This window comes from Kitasatospora sp. NPDC051702 (genome assembly GCF_040681575.1).
Taxonomy (GTDB): domain Bacteria; phylum Actinomycetota; class Actinomycetes; order Streptomycetales; family Streptomycetaceae; genus Kitasatospora.
The window spans coordinates 39647-56535 of sequence record NZ_JBFAZB010000013.1 but is presented as its reverse complement, the minus strand read 5'-3'; the positions used below and the strand labels follow the sequence as shown (position 1 = coordinate 56535).

The following is a 16889-nucleotide window of genomic DNA, read 5'->3' as shown; positions in this document are numbered from 1 at the left end:
CGGGGCGGGCAAGGGCGGGCGGGATCAGCCCAGGATCGTGGTCGCCAGGCTGGCGGTGCCGTAGGCCCAGCCCTGGTCCTGGGCGGTGGAGGTGCCGCCCACCTGGCCGAACTCGTAGTAGACGTAAGGCGCCCAGTTCACCGTGTACGGCGTGGTGGCGTCCCACGGCGGGGTGTCGGTGATCTTGACGGTGAGCGTGACGGTCTTGGTGGCACCCGGCACGATCGGCGCGTTGAAGTGGAAGCTGGCGCTGTTCCCGCTGGTCGTGCAGTCGACGGTGTCGCCGGCGCAGCCGGTGACGGTGAAGGCACCGTTCAGCTGGTTGGCCGGCCAGGTCGGCTGGATGGACTCGTAGGCGAAGTAGATGTCGCTGGTCTCGTTGTTGGTGAGGGCCAGCGTCAGGGTCAGCTGGTCACCGGCCTTCGCGGTCGACTTGTCGACGCTGAAGTTGGTCCCGTTGACCGCGGCGGAGGCCGGTTGGGCGGCAAAGAACACACCAAGTCCCAGTATTGCAGCGAGAATTACCCCAAGGCGTTGCACGCTGAATGGCTTCATGGCGGAGAGCATAGGTACTCGCACAGCTCTTGTCTGTACCGCCTCAACAAATCACCTCCACCGTTGCCGCACGCGCGCACCACACCTGCCGTACGCGCACCGCGTGACCAGCGCCGCGTCCGCCGTCCCGGCGCGCCCCGCGGGCGGCCCGGCCACCCCCACCCACTACGGTGGAGGCCATGCCCGAAGCCGAGCGTGACACCCCCTGCGGCCTGCACCTCTTCTGGGACGAGGCCGTCACCGCCTACGACTTCGGCCCCGGCCACCCGATGGACCCGACCCGGCTGGCGCTCACCATGCGCCTCGTCGAGGCCCTCGGCCTGGACGCCGGACCCGGGGTGACCGTCCGGGCCGCACCGCCGGCCGGCGAGTCCACCCTGCACCTGGTGCACACCCGGGAGTACGTCGAGGCGGTCAAGCACGCCGCCGCCCACCCCGAGCTGTCGGACCCCCGGCACGGGCTCGGCACCGACGACAACTGGGCCTTCCCGGCGGTCCATTCGGCCTCCGCGCTGATCGCGGGCCAGTCCGTGGCCGCCGCCGAGGCGGTCTGGCGCGGGGAGACCCCGCACGCGGTGAACTTCGCCGGCGGGCTGCACCACGCGATGCCCGCCAAGGCCTCCGGCTTCTGCGTCTACAACGACCCGGCGCTGGCCGTCGCCCGGCTGCTCGAACTCGGCGCCGAACGGGTCGCCTACGTCGACGTGGACGTCCACCACGGCGACGGCGTCCAGCAGGCCTTCTGGGACGACCCCCGGGTGCTCACCGTCTCGCTCCACGAGCACCCCGCCACGCTCTTCCCGCAGACCGGCTGGCCCACCGAGACCGGCGGCCCCGACGCCCCCGGCACCGCCGCCAACCTCGCGCTGCCGGCCGGCACCGGCGACGCGGGCTGGCTGCGCGCCTTCCACGCCCTGGTGCCCGAGCTGCTCGCCGCCTTCCGGCCGCAGGTGCTGGTCACCCAGCACGGCGCGGACACCCATCTGGAGGACCCGCTCGCCCACCTGGCCGTCACCGTGGACGCGCAGCGGCTGATCGCCGAGGAGCTGCACGGGCTGGCCCACCGGCTCACCGGCGGCCGCTGGATCGCCACCGGAGGGGGCGGCTACGCCGTCGTGGACGTCGTGCCGCGCAGCTGGACCCATCTCGTCGCCACCGCCGCCGGGCGGCCCGTCGACCCGGCCACCGAGACCCCGGAGGCCTGGCGCGCCGAGGTCTACCACCGCACCCGCCGCCCGGCCCCGCTGCGGATGACCGACGGCGCCCGGCCGGCCTGGCGCGACTTCGACGCGGGTTACGATCCGGCCGACCGGCTCGATCAGGCCATCCTGGCCAGCCGCCGCGCGGTGTTCCCCCACCACGGCCTGCTGGCCTGAAACCGGTCCGCCGGCTCCCGCCCTGCGTACGGGCGCTCCGGCGATCCGCCGAGTGACTACGTACTGCAACAGTCCTATCTCTCACCGTACGAGGACTGCACCTCCCCTCTTCCCACTGGTACCACCCATAACTACTCTGGGGATACACGTGTGCCGGTGGAGTCACCGGAGGGGAAGCCGGTGCCTTGCACACGGGTAAGGGTCGGGTGATGGTCATGAGTTCCGGCGAGCGTCCCCTGCAGGAAGTCGTCTTCCTGACCGTGGCGGAGGTTGCCTCGGTCATGCGGGTGTCCAAGATGACGGTGTACCGCCTGGTGCACAGCGGAGAGCTGCCGGCCATCCGGGTCGGACGGTCCTTCCGGGTGCCCCAGCAGGCGGTGCACGAGTACCTCAAGGAGTCCTACGTGCGGCTCGAGAGCGCGTAGACCGAGGGCGGCGGGGGCCGGGTCCGCGACCGCGGATCCGGCCCCCGTTCGCCGCAGATTTTCCGCGTGTTTCCCGGCCACGGGGACCACGATTACGGCCCTGGCCCCGTGGACGGTAGGCTAGGCCCTCCGTCAGTCGTATGGACTCCGTCTCGTCACGGGCGAGAGTCTCAGTGAGCGAGGGTTGTTCCGTGGGCTCTGTCATCAAGAAGCGTCGCAAGCGTATGGCCAAGAAGAAGCACCGCAAGCTTCTGAAGCGGACTCGCGTTCAGCGTCGCAACAAGAAGTAAGCGCCCCCGGCCGCGCTCAGCGCGCCAGGCGCTTCCACCGCCCGCCCAGGCCCTCGCGGCCCGGGCGGGCGGTGTCGTTTCACGGCCCGGCACGGCGGCGCGGTACGGTGCACGCAGGCCGCTCGGCTTCTGGGAATGGGGTGCAGCACCGTGGGCGTGGTCGTACTCGTCACCGGCGTGGCGCGCCATCTCGGTGCCCGCTTCGCCGCCGAGCTCCGCCGCCGACCGGGGGTGGACCTGGTGGTCGGCGTGGACGTGCAGCCGCCCGGGCTGCCGGTCGAGGAGCCGGACGGGCGCGCCGCCGAGTACCGCTTCCACCAGCTCGACCTGCGCCGGCCCGCGGTCTCCCGGGTGATCGCCGAGCACGGCGTGGACACCGTGGTGCACCTCAGCGTCAGCGCCACCGGTCTGGGCTCCACCAACCGCTCCGCGGTGAAGGAGTCCAACGTCATCGGCACCATGCAGCTGCTCGGCGCCTGCCAGAAGGCCCCCGGGGTGCGCCGCCTCGTGGTGAAGTCCACCACCGGCGTCTACGGCTCCGCGCCCCGCGACCCGGCGGTGTTCACCGAGCGGATCCAGCCGAAGAACCCGCCCGGCGGCGGCTTCGCCAAGGACGCCTCGGAGGTCGAGGGGTACGTCCGCGGCTTCGCCCGGCGCCGCCCGGACGTCGCGGTCACCGTGCTGCGCTTCGCCAACATCGTCGGCCCCCACGCGGACACCCCGCTCAGCGAGTACTTCGCGCTGCCGGTGCTGCCGACGGTGCTCGGCTACGACCCGCGGCTGCAGTTCGTCCACGAGGACGACGCCGTCGAGGTGCTCTGCCGGGCCGCCGGTGAGGCCGTTCCGGGCACCGTCAACACCGGGACGTTCAACGTGGCGGGGGAGGGTGTCCTGCTGCTCTCCCAGTGCGCCCGGCGGCTCGGCCGGCCGACGCTCCCGCTGCTGCTGCCCGCGATCAGCTGGATGGCCGGGATGGCCCGGCAGACCAGACTGGTCGACGTCTCGCCGGAGCAGCTGCGGCTGCTCACCCACGGCCGCGTGGTGGACACCACCCGGCTGCGCGAGACCTTCGGCTACCGCCCGGCCTTCACCACCACGGAGGCCTTCGCCGACTTCGCCGCCGCGCAGCGGCCCGGCCTGCTGCCGCCCGAGCGGCTCGCCGCCGTCACCGACCGGCTGGCGGGCCTGCTCGGCCCGGAGCGGGCCTCCGGCGAGCGGACCCGTACCGACCGCCCCCGTCCACCGAGGAGCTGAACCCGCGATGAGTGCCGCAGCCGAGAACGCGCCGGGCGAGGCGAGGGTCATCCCGATCGAGTCCGCCCCCAGCTGGACCGCGCCCGAGGGGCCCGGGCTGGCCGACCGCCTCGCCGACGCGGTCGGCGGGGCGCTGTCCGGACAGCTCGGTCCGGCCGCCACCCGGCTGTTCGGCAAGGGCTGGGAGGGCCGGGCCGCGGACCGGCTGGCCTTCCTGCGCCGCCGGATCACCGGCGACTACGAGGTGGACGAGTTCGGCTTCGACCGGGAGCTCACCGAGGAGGTGCTGCTCGGACTGCTGCGTCCGCTGGCCGAGAAGTACTTCCGGATCGACGTCCAGGGCGTCGAGAACATCCCGGCGGAGGGCGGCGCGCTGATCGTCGCCAACCACTCCGGGACGATCCCGCTGGACGCCCTGATGACCCAGGTCGCCATCCACGACCACCACCCGCAGCGCCGGCACCTGCGGATGCTCGCCGCGGACCTGGTGTTCGTCCTGCCGGGCGTCAACGAGCTGGCCCGCAAGGCCGGCCACACGCTGGCCTGCAACGAGGACGCCCAGGCGCTGCTGGAGCGCGGCGAGGTGGTCGGGGTCTGGCCGGAGGGCTTCAAGGGCATCGGCAAGCCCTTCGCCGAGCGGTACAAGCTGCAGCGGTTCGGCCGCGGCGGGTTCGTCTCCTCGGCGCTGCGGGCCGGGGTGCCGATCGTGCCCTGCTCGATCGTCGGGGCCGAGGAGACCTACCCGATGATCGGCAACGTGAAGACGCTGGCCCGGCTGCTGGGCCTGCCGTACGTGCCGATCACCCCGACCTTCCCGTGGCTGGGGCCGCTGGGCGTGCTGCCGCTGCCGACCAAGTGGACCATCAGGTTCGGCGAGCCGATCGCCACCGACGGGTACCCGCCGGAGGCGGCGGACGACCCGATGCTGGTCTTCGACCTGGCCGACGAGGTGCGCGAGACCATCCAGCACACGCTCTACAAGCTGCTGGTGCAGCGCCGCTCGGTGTTCTTCTGACCCCGCCGCCCGCGGTCCGGTGAACGGCGCGGACGGCACGACCGAGGGCCCCGGCGGGGATCGCCGGGGCCCTCGACGCCGTTCGGTCAGCCGCCGAGGATCCGCAGCCCGGGCAGCAGGCCCGGGATCAGCGGGGGCACCTCGACGCCCTGGGGCTGGCCGCTGACCGGGGCGCTGGGCGTGCCGGTGGGCGGCTGCGGAACCTGCGGCGGGGCCGGGTCGGCGCTGGGCGAGGGCTTGCCGCCGGTGAGCCCGCTGGTGAGGTCTCCGACGAGCCCGTTGACGGCGTCCGGGGCACTGGTGGGCAGGGTGCTGGGCAGTCCGCCGCCCTTGGCGCCGCTGCCGCCGGGGGTGCTGGCCCCGCTGCTGGCCGGGGCCCGCTCGGTGCCGCCGGGGCGGCCCGCGCCGCCGCTCGCCCCGGTGCCGCCCTTCTGGGCCGGTCCGGTGTCGGGCGCGGTGCCCGGGTCGCCGGCCGTGGTGTCGGCGGGTGCGCCGCCGGTCGGTCCGGCCGTGCCGCCGCCCGCTCCGGTGCCGGTCTTCCCGCCGTTCTTGGTGGCGGGCGGGACCAGGCGCAGGGGCGCGACGTCCTCGCTTATGTCGTCGAAGAGCTGGCTCACCAGGTGGGCCTGCTGGGTGAGCTGGACCGGCAGCTGCCCCTCCAGTTCGGCCCAGCGGCCGTCCTCGTCGTGGGCGAAGCCGGCCAGGGCGCGCATCGGGTCGAGCGAGCCGTTGCTGCGGTAGACCGAGCGGAGCAGCTCGCGGCCCTTGAGGGCGTCGGCGTGCATGTCGTCCAGCGCGCGGCGGACCCGCTCGACGGTGCCCGGGCTGAGGGTGCTGCCCTGGTCGCCGTGGCCGACCAGCGTCCTGACCTCGCCGAGCCGGGTGGCGGCGTTGTCGAGCAGCAGTTCGCCGCGCTCGGAGTCGGTGTCCGCGAGGTCGAGCCGCAGCCCTTCCAGGCCGCGCTTCATGCCGTACAGCGTGTCCCCGGGGAGGGCGTTGGAGCTGGCCGCGGCGGCGCCGGCGAGGCTGCCGACGGCGAGCCCGGCGACCAGTCCGCCGATCGCGAACCGGCGGCTCCAGCGGCCGCGCGGTGCCGTCCGGATCGCCCGGTGCCGGCGCTGGCGGGGCACCGCCGCGCCCCCTCCGCCGGCGAAGGCCTGCTCGAACGCGGCCATCAGCTGGGCGCGTTGGACGGTCCGGACCTCCCGGTCCAGGGCCGGTCCGGGCAGGGCTCCCAGTACGTCGGTCAGCCCGACCAGTTCGGCCGTCGCGGCCGAACCGGAGCCGCCGGCAGCGGTGGTGGCCGATTCGGCGTCGTCCGCTCCGCGTAGCTCCGCCTGGTGGGCCTCCAGCGCCTCGGCGAAGGCCTTCGCCCGTCGGTGCTCCAGCACGTTTGCCGTCACGGGCCACACCTCCCTTCGTCGTTGTCGACACCCCGGCCTGCCGGACGGTTGCCTCGGCGGGCCAAAGCCACTCCATCGGGTGACAGGTCGCAATTCGGCTTGACCGCACGCCTGGTGGGGGCTTGCACGCTGGCCAACGAGTGGTGCGGGCGGTGGGTTACGCACGGCTGATCATCGGACCGACCGTTCACCCGGACGTGTCGGTCGCGCACGGATGGTGACGGGCCGGCGGGCCGGCCCTCCGCTATGCCGCCCGCGGTCACCGGCACCGCCGCCTCACCGCGCGTCCGGCGGCAGCAGCCTGGCCAGGGTTCGCACGGCGCGGTACTGGAGGGTCTTGATGGCGCCCTCGTTCTTGCCCATGATCCGGGCGGTCTCGGCCACCGAGAGCCCCTGCAGGAAGCGGAGCGTGACGCACTCCTGCTGCTGCGGGTTGAGCCGGCGCACCGCCTCCAGCAGGGCGGCGTTGGAGAGCGACTCCAGCACCGACTCCTCCGGGCTGCGCTCGCACTCGTTGGAGTCGAGCATCTCGCCGGTGGTCACCTCCAGCCGGAACCGGCTGGACTTGAAGTGGTCCGCGACGAGGTTCCGGGCGATGGTCACCAGCCAGGCGCCGAAGTCCCGGCCCTGCCAGGTGAAGGTGCCGATCCGGCGCAGCGCCCGCAGAAACGTCTCGCTGGTGAGGTCCTCGGCGGTGGCCCGGCTGCCGACCCGGTAGTAGATGTAGCGGTAGACGGTGTCCGCGTAGTGGTCGTACAGCCGGCCGAAGGCCTCGCTCTCGCCGGCCTGGGCGCGCTCGACCAGCTCCATGATCGGGTTGTGCTCGGTCTCGTAGCCGGGGCTGGGTGCCGTCCGGGTGCGGCCGCGGCCGACGCCGGCGGTGCCGCTGCGGCCGCGCGAGCCGGTGCCGGTGGAGCCGGCGGCGGTGGTCCGCAGCGCCAGGCCGGCAGCCTGCGGCTGCCCGAACGGAACGCCGGCGGGCACGAGTTGGGGCGAGACGGAGAGCTGGCTGCGGAGCAGGCTGCGCAGCAGGTCCAGGCCGGTGGAGATCTGCCGGTCGGTGGCGGGGCGACCGCGGAGGCCGGTGCGGGGACGCAGGGGCGCGGACGACGGGCGGGAGGGTGCAGGCGCGTCGTTCCGGACGGGTGGGTACACGGGACTCCCAGAGGCAGAACTGTGGACGGATCACCTCCGCCTGCGCGGAGAGCACGCCCGCGCCGCCCGTTCGAGCGGGGCGCGTGGGTGACGTGCATCCAGGAGAGAATAACGCTTTGTGCAATGACAGCTACACCGTGTGGTCGAAGTGGTCGCTTGGGATCCATTTGGCGCGCATATTCGGCTGACACTGACCGAAGCTGTCATCGTCCATCCGGCTCAACGTGATCGAACGGGCGCTCAGGGTGACCAATTCGGTGGTCCGGCGGGCGGTTTCCCTGTCTTGGCGCTCGGCAACCCCCGACTTTCCCGGCCTGGCGAACGATCAGAACCGGTCACCGGCTTGCAAGTTCGCTCATGGCGTCCGGAAAGCCCTGTGGCGGGCGGCAGTTCGCCCGTACGAGGGTCCAGGTCAGAGCCCCCGTTGACGGCTGGTCGCCCGCACGGGGGAGGTCCGCCCGGGGGTGGTCGGAGGCGGGAGGAGGCGGTCGGAGGAGCGCCCGGGAACGGCCGTCAGGCGCAGCTGCGGCGCCGGTGCAGGGCCACCGCGGCGGCCGTCGCGCCGGCGAGCACCCCGACCGCGACCGCCGCCGGCAGGCCCACCCGGGCCGCCTTCCGGCCGGTCCGGAAGTCCCGTACCCGCCAGCCCTGCGCCCGGGCGTGGCGGCGCAGCGCGCCGTCCGGGTTCACCACGTACGGGTGGCCGACCAGCGAGAGCATCGGGATGTCGTTGGCGGAGTCGCTGTACGCGGCGCAGCGGTCCAGGTCCAGGTGCTCGCGGCGGGCCAGCGCCCGCACCGCGGCGGCCTTGGCGGGCCCGTGCAGCAGCTCGCCGACCAGGCGGCCGGTGTAGCGGCCGCCCTCGGCCTCGGCGACGGTGCCCAGGGCCCCGGTCATGCCGAGCCGCCCGGCGATCACCCTGGCGACCTCCAGCGGGGCGGCGGTGACCAGCCAGACCCGCTGGCCGGCGTCCTGGTGCATCTGCACCAGGGCGCGGGTGCCGGGCCAGATCTTGTCGGCGACGACCTGCTCGAAGACCTCCTCGCAGAGCACCTCCAGGTCGGCCGTGCTCTTGCCCGCGACGATGCCGAGGGCGGTGTGCTGGGCGTCCGAGATGTGGTCCGGGTCCTCGGCGCCGTGCAGCCGGAACCAGGCCTGCTGCCAGGCGAACCGGGCGATGTCCCGGCGGGTGAGGAAGCCGCGGCGGTAGAGGCCGACGCCGAGGTAGAAGATCGCGGCGCCGCGCAGGATGGTGTTGTCGCAGTCGAAGAAGGCGGCGGCCCGGGGGTCGTCCGGCTCGGGGGTGTGGTTCCCGGCCGGCGCCTTGGGGGCCTTCCCGGGGCGGTCCTCGGCGCCTTCCGCGGCGGGGCCCCCGGTGCCGGCGTCCGGTTGCGGCTCGGCCCGCAGGGCGGCCTCCGCCGCCTCGGCGGCGGCCTCGCCCGCCAGGGCGGTCCGCTCGCTGGGGGAACGCCTCGCCTGGGTGAGCCTTCGGAGCACGGCCATGTCATCGAGCATAGCCAGCCGGGCGAGGAGCGGCCGTGACGGCGGCGTGCCCGTGCGGTGAACACCGGGCGGCGCCCCCGGCCGGCCCGGGGGTCGGGCGGCCGGGGCCGGGGCGGTGGCCGGTCGGGCGCACAATGGCCCGGTGAGCCCACTGCTGCGACGTGACAAGAGCCCCCGGCCCTCGCCGGCCGACCGCACCGTGACCCTGGTCGGCAAGCCCGGCTGCCACCTGTGTGACGAGGCCAGGGAGGTGATCGTCCGGGTGGCGGGCGAGCTGGGCGCGAGCTTCGAGGAGAAGGACATCACGCAGGACGAGGAGCTGTACCGGCGCTACTGGGAGCAGATCCCGGTCACCCTGATCGACGGGCGGCAGCACGACTTCTGGCGGGTCGACGAGCGCCGCCTGCGCGCCGCGCTCGGCGGCTGACCGGCCCTCCGCGGCGCCTTCGCGCCCCCGCCACTCGGCGGGGGCGCTTCGCCGAATCGTTGCCAAAGACACCCCGGTTCGGCTTGGGCCGGGGCCGCTTCGTCGGCTTACGATCGAACGCGTTTGCGCCCGAGGGGGGCTGAGCACACGAGGAGTGCCGTCATGCTTCCCGGTCCGACCCCTGGGACGCCCGAAGCCCCGTCGGGGGCGGGGGGCTTCGCCGTGGTGGACGTGGAGGCGACCGGCCGCAGCCCGTGGCGGCACCGGGTGGTCGAGATCGCCGTGGTGCTGCTGGACGAGGGGCTCCGCCCGGAGGCGGAGTTCGCCACCCTGCTCGACCCGCTGGGCCCGGTCGGGCCGACCCACGTGCACCGGATACACCAGGCGGACGTCGAGGGCGCCCCGCGCTTCCGGGAGATCGCCCCGCAGCTGCTGGAGCTGCTGGCCGGCCGGGTCCTGGTGGGCCACCACGTGAGCTGCGACCACGCCTTCCTCGAGCGCGAGTTCGCCCGGATCGGCGTGCCGCTGCCGCCCGTCCCCCTGCTCTGCACGATGCGGCTGGCCGGCGCCCACCTCCCGGAGGCCCGCGGCCACGGCCTGGCGGCCTGCGTGGAGGCGGCGGGCCTGGGCTGGTACCCGGCGCACACGGCGCTGGGCGACGCCCGGGTGACGGCCGAGCTGCTGCGGTACTGCGCGGGGGTGCCGGGCTGCCCGCCGGACGACTGGGCGGGCCCGCTGCGGGAGGCGGCGCGGGTGCCGTGGCCGAGGCTGGGCCGGGCCCGCTCCAGGCCCTCCGGGGCGCCCGTCCCGTTGATGCGGCGGGAGGCGCCGTATGGTCCGTGGCTGCCCGGGGTACCTGCCCCGGCAGTGGTGCTGTCGGACCGCGGTGCTATGGGGTCGACGGCGTGATGCGCATCACTGTGCGGGGACAAATCGGACACCATCTTTGTGCACACGTTCACAAACGCATAGCCTGGCTGCCTAAGCCCAGCTTCACCCACAGGAGCACCGTGGCAATCGGCCGATCACCACAGAGCAGTTCGCAGACGCCCGAGCAGGGCGCCGCGCGCCGACCCTCGCGTGCCCGGGGCATCCCGGAGGCGACCGTCGCCCGCCTGCCCCTCTACCTGCGGGCGCTCACCGCGCTGTCCGAGCGCTCGGTGCCGACCGTCTCCTCCGAGGAGCTGGCCGCCGCGGCCGGGGTGAACTCGGCCAAGCTGCGCAAGGACTTCTCCTACCTCGGCTCCTACGGCACCCGCGGCGTCGGCTACGACGTCGAGTACCTCGTCTACCAGATCTCCCGCGAGCTCGGCCTGACCCAGGACTGGCCGGTCGTCATCGTCGGCATCGGGAACCTCGGCCACGCCCTCGCTAACTACGGCGGCTTCGCCTCCCGCGGCTTCCGGGTGGCGGCCCTGCTGGACGCCGACCCCAACGTGGTCGGCAGCAGCGCGGCCGGCCTGCCGGTGCGGCACATGGACGAGCTGGAGTCGATCGTCGAGAGCCAGCACGTCTCGATCGGCGTGATCACCACCCCGCCGGGCGCCGCCCAGCAGGTCTGCGACCGGCTCGTCGAGGCCGGCGTCACCAGCATCCTCAACTTCGCCCCGACCGTGCTGACCGTCCCGGACGGCGTGGACGTGCGCAAGGTGGACCTCTCCATCGAGCTGCAGATCCTGGCCTTCCACGAGCAGCGCAAGGCCGGCGAGGAGCCCGACCAGCCCGAGTCGGTGCTGGACCGCGCCCCGGGCCCGGTCCGTGCGGCCGCCGCCAAGCTGCGCCGCGCGGCCGGCGGCAGCGGCAAGGGCCGCGGCACCGCCGAGTCCGCGGCCAAGGAGCAGCCCGAGCAGGGCAAGGGCAAGTCCGCCAAGGGCGGCGACGGAGATCGCTCCGCGGTGATGCCCGCATGATCGAGAACCGTGGGACCAGGGGGCGGGCATGAGTCTTCTCGTCGTTGGACTGAGCCACCGCACGGCGCCGGTCGGCGTGCTGGAGCGCGCCGCCCTGACGGGCGAGGTGCCGACCCGGCTGCTGCACGACGCGGCCGCCACCGCGACGGTCGGCGAGGCCGCGCTGCTCAACACCTGCAACCGGATCGAGCTGTACGCGGACGTGGACAAGTTCCACGCCGGCGTCGCCGAGCTGTCGCTGCTGCTCGCCCACCACAGCGGGGTGGACCTGGAGGAGCTGACCTCCCACCTGTACGTCCACTACGAGGACCGCGCCGTCCACCACCTCTTCTCGGTGGCCTGCGGCCTGGACTCGATGGTCGTCGGCGAGGGCCAGATCCTCGGTCAGCTGCGCGACGCCCTGGCCAAGGCGCAGGAGGAGCACACCGCCGGCCGCGGCCTGAACGAGCTGTTCCAGCAGGCGCTGCGGGTCGGCAAGCGGGCGCACAGCGAGACCGGCATCGACAAGGCCGGCCAGTCGCTGGTCACCTTCGGCCTGGAGCAGGTCGCGGCGGGCGCCGGCGAGATCGCCGGCAAGCGGGCGCTGGTGGTCGGAGCGGGCTCGATGAGCTCGCTGGCCGCCGCCACCCTGGTCCGCGCCGGCGTCACCGACCTGCTGATCGCCAACCGGACCCCGGCCCGCGCCGAGCGCCTGGTGGAGATCCTCGGCCCCGGCGCGGCCCGCACCCTGGACCTCGCCAAGGTGCCCGAGGCGCTGGCCGACGTCGACCTGGTGATCTCCTGCACCGGCGCCGCCGGCGTGGTGATCCGGGCCGGGGACGTGGCCGCGGCGGTCGCCGCCCGGACGTCCGGCGAGCCGCTCGCGCTGCTCGACCTGGCCATGCCGCGCGACGTCGACCACGCCGTGCACGAGCTGCCCGGCGCCCTGCTGGTCGACCTGGAGAGCCTCTCCCACGCGCACGCCGCCAGCCCCGGCGCCGGCGACGTCGACCAGGTCACCCGGATCGTCGCCGACGAGGTGGCCGCCTTCGGCGCCGCCCAGCGGGCCGCCCGGATCGCGCCGACCGTCGTCGCGCTGCGCTCGATGGCCTCCGACGTGGTCGCCGCCGAGCTGGGCCGGCTGGACTCCCGGCTGCCCGACCTGGACGAGCGCTCCCGCGCCGAGATCACCCAGACCGTCCGCCGGGTCGTCGACAAGCTGCTGCACGCCCCGACCGTCCGGGTGAAGCAGCTGGCCGCCGAGCCCGGGGGCGCCTCCTACGCGGACGCCCTGCGCGAGCTCTTCGACCTCGACCCGGCAGCCGTGCACGCCGTGTCGGGCACCCCCGTCGGCGGACCCCAGCCCTCGGGCGGGGGCGCCAGATGAACCGTCAGCCATCCCACGAGTACCACCGGGACGATCACCTCATGAATGGTCAACCGATCACGGAGCAGGCTCCGGCCGCCACCGCGACCCTGCGGCTCGGCACCCGGCGCAGCGCGCTCGCCATGGCCCAGTCGGGCATGGTGGCCCGCGAGGTCACCCGGGTCACCGGGCGCCCCGTCGAGCTGGTGGAGATCACCACCTACGGCGACACCTCCCGGGAGGCGCTGGCGCAGATCGGCGGCACCGGCGTGTTCGTCTCCGCGCTGCGGGACGCGCTGCTGGAGGGCCGGATCGACTTCGCCGTGCACTCGCTCAAGGACCTGCCCACCGCCGCGCCGGAGGGCCTGGTGCTGGCCGCCGTCCCCGAGCGCGAGGACGTCCGGGACGCCCTGGTCGCCGCCGAGGGGCTCACCCTGGACGAGCTGGTCGAGAAGCTGGCCGGCGCCGGCCGCCCGGCCCGGATCGGCACCGGTTCCCCGCGCCGGATGGCCCAGCTGAACGCCTGGGCCACCGCCCGCGGCGCCCAGCTGGAGACCGTCGCGATCCGCGGCAACGTGGACACCCGGATCGGCTACGTGACCGGCGGCGAGCTGGACGCGGTGGTGCTGGCCACGGCCGGCCTCAACCGGCTCGGCCGCGGCGCCGAGATCTCCCAGCACCTCGACCCCGACCTGATGATCCCGGCCCCCGGCCAGGGCGCGCTCGCGATCGAGTGCACCACCGCCGACACCGGACTGGCCGCCGCGCTCGCCGCCCTGGACCACGCCCCCACGAGGGTCGCCGTGGCCGCCGAGCGCGCCCTGCTGGCCACCCTTGAGGCCGGCTGCTCGGCCCCGGTGGCCGCGCTGGCCACCTGGGTCCGGCCGAACGAACTGCGGCTGGAGGGCGTGGTCGGAGACCCCGACGGCGCCACCCTGCTGAAGATGACCGCCAACGGTCCGATCGTCCTCGACGAGACCGCCGAGCAGCACGCGACGGCCCTCGGCCGTGCGCTGGCCGCCCGGCTGCTCGACGCGGGCGCGGCCACCCTGATGGGGGAGCGAGCCCGATGAGCCCCACCGCCGCCACCGACACCCCGTTCCCGGGCGGCCAGTCCGCCGCCGGACGGTGCACCTTCCTGGGCGCGGGCCCCGGGGACCCGGGGCTGCTGACCCTGCGCGCGGTCGAGGTGCTGTCCTCGGCCGACATCCTGGTCGCCGACCCGCTGACCGCCGCCGCGGTGCGCACCCACTGTCCGGCCGGTGTGCAGGTGCACACCCCGGCCGCCGAGGGCACGGACTTCGACCTGACCGGCCTGGTCGCCGAGGCCGTCCGGGCCGGCAAGCACGTGGTCCGCACCGTCGACGGCGACCCGGGCCTGGACGGCTGCGCCGCCGAGGAGATGCTCCGCTGCGCGGGCGACGGGATCCCCTTCGAGGTCGTCCCGGGCGTCGCCCAGTCGGTCGGCGTCCCCGCCTACGCGGGCGTCCCGCTGCGCGGCGCGGCCGGCACCGACGTGCGCTTCGTGGACGGCGCCGCGCTGCTGGCCGGCAGCCCGGTGGACCTGGGCGCGCCGGAGACCACCCTGGTGGTCCGCACCACCCTGGGCCAGCTCCCGGCCACCGCCAACGCACTGGTCGCCAACGGCCGCAAGCCGGAGTCGGCGCTGAGCGCCACGCTCTCCGGCACCACCACCCGCCAGCGGACCTTCACCTCCACGCTGTCCGCCATCGCGGCCGACCTGAAGGCCGCCCGGGTGCTGCCCTCGCCGGTCTCCGCCCCGGTGGACCCGGCGACCTCGGTGATAGCCGTGGTGGGCGAGCAGGTCGTCCACCGTTCCTCGCACTCGTGGTTCGAGACCAAGCCGCTGTTCGGCTGGAACGTGCTCGTGCCGCGCACCAAGGAGCAGGCGACCGGCCTCTCCGAGCAGCTGCGCTCCTACGGCGCGGTGCCGCAGGAGGTGCCGACCATCGCGGTCGAGCCGCCGCGCACCCCGCAGCAGATGGAGCGGGCCATCAAGGGCCTGGTCACCGGCCGCTACGAGTGGATCGCCTTCACCTCGGTGAACGCCGTCCGCGCCGTCCGGGAGAAGTTCGAGGAGTACGGGCTGGACGCCCGGGCCTTCGCCGGGATCAAGGTCGCCGCCGTCGGCGAGACCACCGCGCAGGCCCTGGTGGACTTCGGTGTGAAGCCGGACCTGGTGCCCTCCGGCGAGCAGTCCGCCGCCGGTCTGCTCGAGGACTGGCCGCCGTACGACCCGGTCTTCGACCCGATCGACCGGGTGCTGCTGCCGCGCGCCGACATCGCCACCGAGACCCTGGTGGCCGGCCTGGTCGAGCTGGGCTGGGAGGTCGACGACGTGACGGCGTACCGGACGGTGCGCGCCTCGCCGCCGCCGGCCGAGACCCGCGAGGCGATCAAGGGCGGCGGCTTCGACGCGGTGCTCTTCACCTCCTCCTCGACCGTCCGCAACCTGGTCGGCATCGCCGGCAAGCCGCACAACGTGACGGTCATCGCCTGCATCGGCCCCGCCACCGCCAAGACCGCCGAGGAGCACGGCCTGCGGGTCGACGTGATGGCCCCGGCGCCGTCGGCGGCCGCGCTGGCCCAGGCGCTGGCGGACTTCGGGGCCAAGCGCCGGGACACCGCGACGGCGGCCGGCGAGCCGGTCTACCGGCCCAGCGAGCGCCGTCCGGGTTCGCGCCGCAAGGCCCGCTGACACCCCGGCCGGGGGTGGTGATCCGCCGCCCCCGGCACTGCACAACCGTTCGGAGAGAGAAGCCGTGTCCGCTGAATTCCCGTACGTTCGCCCGCGCCGGCTCCGGCAGAGCCCGGCGATGCGCCGGCTGGTCGCCGAGACCCGGCTGCACCCGGCGGAGCTGATCCTGCCGCTGTTCGTCCGCGAGGGCGTCCGCGAGCCCGTCCCGGTGAGCTCGATGCCGGGCGTCGTCCAGCACACCCGGGACACCCTGCGCAAGGCCGCGGTCGAGGCGGCCGAGGCCGGTCTGGGCGGCCTCATGCTGTTCGGCGTGCCGCAGGTGCAGGACGCGACCGGCAGCGAGGGCACCAACCCGGACGGCATCCTGCAGCAGGCCATCCGGGACGTGGTCTCCGAGGTCGGCGACTCCCTGGTGGTCATGTCGGACCTCTGCCTGGACGAGTACACCGACCACGGCCACTGCGGCGTGCTGGCCGCCGACGGCAGCGTGGACAACGACGCCACCCTGGAGCGCTACGCTGAGATGGCCCGGGTGCAGGCGGACGCCGGCGTCCACCTGGTCGGCCCGTCCGGCATGATGGACGGCCAGATCGCGGTGATCCGGCGGGCGCTGGACGAGGCCGGGCACCAGGACGTGGGCATCCTCGCCTACACGGCCAAGTACGCCTCGGCGTTCTACGGCCCGTTCCGGGAGGCCGTCGGCTCCTCGCTCAAGGGCGACCGCAAGACCTACCAGCAGGACCCGGCCAACGCCCGCGAGTCGCTGCGCGAGCTGGAGCAGGACCTCGCCGAGGGCGCCGACCTGGTGATGGTCAAGCCGGCCATGGCCTACCTGGACGTCCTGCGCCAGGTCGCCGACGCCTCGCCGGTGCCGGTCGCCGCGTACCAGGTGTCCGGCGAGTACGCGATGGTCGAGGCGGCCGCCGCGAACGGCTGGATCGACCGGGAGCGCATGATCATGGAGACGCTCACCTCGATCCGCCGGGCCGGTGCCCAGCAGATCCTCACCTACTGGGCCGCCGAGGCCGCCGCGCTGCTGGACTGACGTCCCGTCCCGGATCGCGCCGGGCACGCCGAAGGCCGGGCCCCTCCCCGCAGGAGGGACCCGGCCTTCGCCGTCTGCTACCAGCCGCCGACGTGCGCGAAGCCTTCCTCGCCGCCGATGACGTCCTCGGAGGTCGCGGCGCCCCAGCCCGCACCGCCCGCGGCGACGTGCGAGGTGTGGGCGATGCCCCACCAGTCGCCGGCGACGAACGGGTGGTGGCCGGAGGCCGCGAACTCGCCGCCGCCCGCCAGGCCGACGTGCGCGAACGCCGGGGTGGCGGCACCCGCCAGCGCCAGCGCGGCGGTGACGGTCAGCGCGGCCTTGGCCAGCTTGCTCTTCATGGGTTCTGCCTCTCTGTCGGAGCGCCCCCGGGGGGCGCCCTGCCTCTGACACGTGATCACATCCGGTCGTCGGGGCATCCGGGCGAGCATCCCGGTGGTCATGGACCTCACCGAGATGGACGAGGC

17 protein-coding genes are annotated in these 16889 nt (G+C 74.3%); 12 read left to right on the top strand and 5 right to left on the bottom strand.

What is annotated here, in order from left to right:
* Positions 1-24 precede the first annotated feature (24 nt).
* Entirely contained in the window at positions 25-495 is a 471-nt protein-coding gene (locus AB0N04_RS14100; RefSeq protein ID WP_360212780.1) for a hypothetical protein, read from the bottom strand.
* A gap of 239 nt (positions 496-734) precedes the next feature.
* On the opposite strand from AB0N04_RS14100, the gene AB0N04_RS14095 reads away from it, so the two are divergent.
* From AB0N04_RS14095 to AB0N04_RS14075, 5 genes are all read left to right on the top strand, one after another.
* Entirely contained in the window at positions 735-1931 is a 1197-nt protein-coding gene (locus tag AB0N04_RS14095) for an acetoin utilization protein AcuC (protein WP_360212782.1), read from the top strand.
* A gap of 215 nt (positions 1932-2146) precedes the next feature.
* On the top strand, positions 2147-2356 hold the full coding sequence (locus tag AB0N04_RS14090) for a helix-turn-helix domain-containing protein (protein ID WP_063351305.1): 210 nt from the start codon (positions 2147-2149) through the stop codon (positions 2354-2356).
* Positions 2357-2547: 191 nt separating this feature from the next.
* The gene (locus tag AB0N04_RS14085; RefSeq protein ID WP_003948845.1) at positions 2548-2646 is read left to right on the top strand and encodes an AURKAIP1/COX24 domain-containing protein; all 99 of its coding nucleotides are present in this window, start codon (positions 2548-2550) and stop codon (positions 2644-2646) included.
* Between the two features lie 150 nt (positions 2647-2796).
* Positions 2797-3900, top strand: coding sequence for an NAD-dependent epimerase/dehydratase family protein (locus tag AB0N04_RS14080; RefSeq protein ID WP_360212784.1), 1104 nt, complete (start codon positions 2797-2799; stop codon positions 3898-3900).
* Between the two features lie 7 nt (positions 3901-3907).
* On the top strand, positions 3908-4915 hold the full coding sequence (locus AB0N04_RS14075) for a lysophospholipid acyltransferase family protein (RefSeq protein ID WP_360212786.1): 1008 nt from the start codon (positions 3908-3910) through the stop codon (positions 4913-4915).
* An 86-nt stretch (positions 4916-5001) separates the two neighbouring features.
* Here AB0N04_RS14075 and AB0N04_RS14070 read toward each other — a convergent pair whose 3' ends face one another.
* The 3 genes from AB0N04_RS14070 to AB0N04_RS14060 form a co-directional block, all read right to left on the bottom strand.
* Positions 5002-6318 (bottom strand): DUF5667 domain-containing protein, encoded by a 1317-nt coding sequence (locus tag AB0N04_RS14070; protein WP_360212788.1) that lies wholly within the window; start codon positions 6316-6318, stop codon positions 5002-5004.
* 276 nt (positions 6319-6594) lie between these two features.
* The gene (locus AB0N04_RS14065; protein WP_360212815.1) at positions 6595-7368 is read right to left on the bottom strand and encodes an ECF subfamily RNA polymerase sigma factor, BldN family; all 774 of its coding nucleotides are present in this window, start codon (positions 7366-7368) and stop codon (positions 6595-6597) included.
* A gap of 618 nt (positions 7369-7986) precedes the next feature.
* Positions 7987-8976 (bottom strand): HAD-IB family hydrolase, encoded by a 990-nt coding sequence (locus AB0N04_RS14060; RefSeq protein ID WP_360212790.1) that lies wholly within the window; start codon positions 8974-8976, stop codon positions 7987-7989.
* Positions 8977-9118: 142 nt separating this feature from the next.
* Between AB0N04_RS14060 and AB0N04_RS14055 the strand changes: the two genes are divergently transcribed.
* The 7 genes from AB0N04_RS14055 (at position 9119) to hemB (ending at position 16422) form a co-directional block, all read left to right on the top strand.
* Positions 9119-9403: a glutaredoxin family protein gene (locus tag AB0N04_RS14055; RefSeq protein WP_360212792.1), complete on the top strand. Its 285-nt coding sequence runs from the start codon at positions 9119-9121 to the stop codon at positions 9401-9403.
* A gap of 162 nt (positions 9404-9565) precedes the next feature.
* A complete protein-coding gene (locus tag AB0N04_RS14050; RefSeq protein WP_360212794.1) occupies positions 9566-10312 on the top strand; it encodes a 3'-5' exonuclease in 747 nt (248 codons plus the stop codon).
* 101 nt (positions 10313-10413) lie between these two features.
* Positions 10414-11313, top strand: coding sequence for a redox-sensing transcriptional repressor Rex (locus AB0N04_RS14045; protein ID WP_360212796.1), 900 nt, complete (start codon positions 10414-10416; stop codon positions 11311-11313).
* A gap of 28 nt (positions 11314-11341) precedes the next feature.
* Positions 11342-12679, top strand: coding sequence for a glutamyl-tRNA reductase (locus AB0N04_RS14040; RefSeq protein WP_360212798.1), 1338 nt, complete (start codon positions 11342-11344; stop codon positions 12677-12679).
* A 41-nt stretch (positions 12680-12720) separates the two neighbouring features.
* The gene (hemC, locus tag AB0N04_RS14035; protein ID WP_360212800.1) at positions 12721-13731 is read left to right on the top strand and encodes a hydroxymethylbilane synthase; all 1011 of its coding nucleotides are present in this window, start codon (positions 12721-12723) and stop codon (positions 13729-13731) included.
* The gene (locus AB0N04_RS14030) at positions 13728-15377 is read left to right on the top strand and encodes a bifunctional uroporphyrinogen-III C-methyltransferase/uroporphyrinogen-III synthase (protein ID WP_360212802.1); all 1650 of its coding nucleotides are present in this window, start codon (positions 13728-13730) and stop codon (positions 15375-15377) included. The genes hemC and AB0N04_RS14030 overlap by 4 nt, the downstream gene beginning before the upstream one ends.
* Positions 15378-15441: 64 nt before the next feature.
* Entirely contained in the window at positions 15442-16422 is a 981-nt protein-coding gene (gene hemB / locus AB0N04_RS14025; protein WP_360212804.1) for a porphobilinogen synthase, read from the top strand.
* Between the two features lie 77 nt (positions 16423-16499).
* On the opposite strand, the gene AB0N04_RS14020 is transcribed toward hemB, so the two are convergent.
* Positions 16500-16763: a hypothetical protein gene (locus AB0N04_RS14020; RefSeq protein ID WP_360212806.1), complete on the bottom strand. Its 264-nt coding sequence runs from the start codon at positions 16761-16763 to the stop codon at positions 16500-16502.
* Positions 16764-16889: the final 126 nt, after the last annotated feature.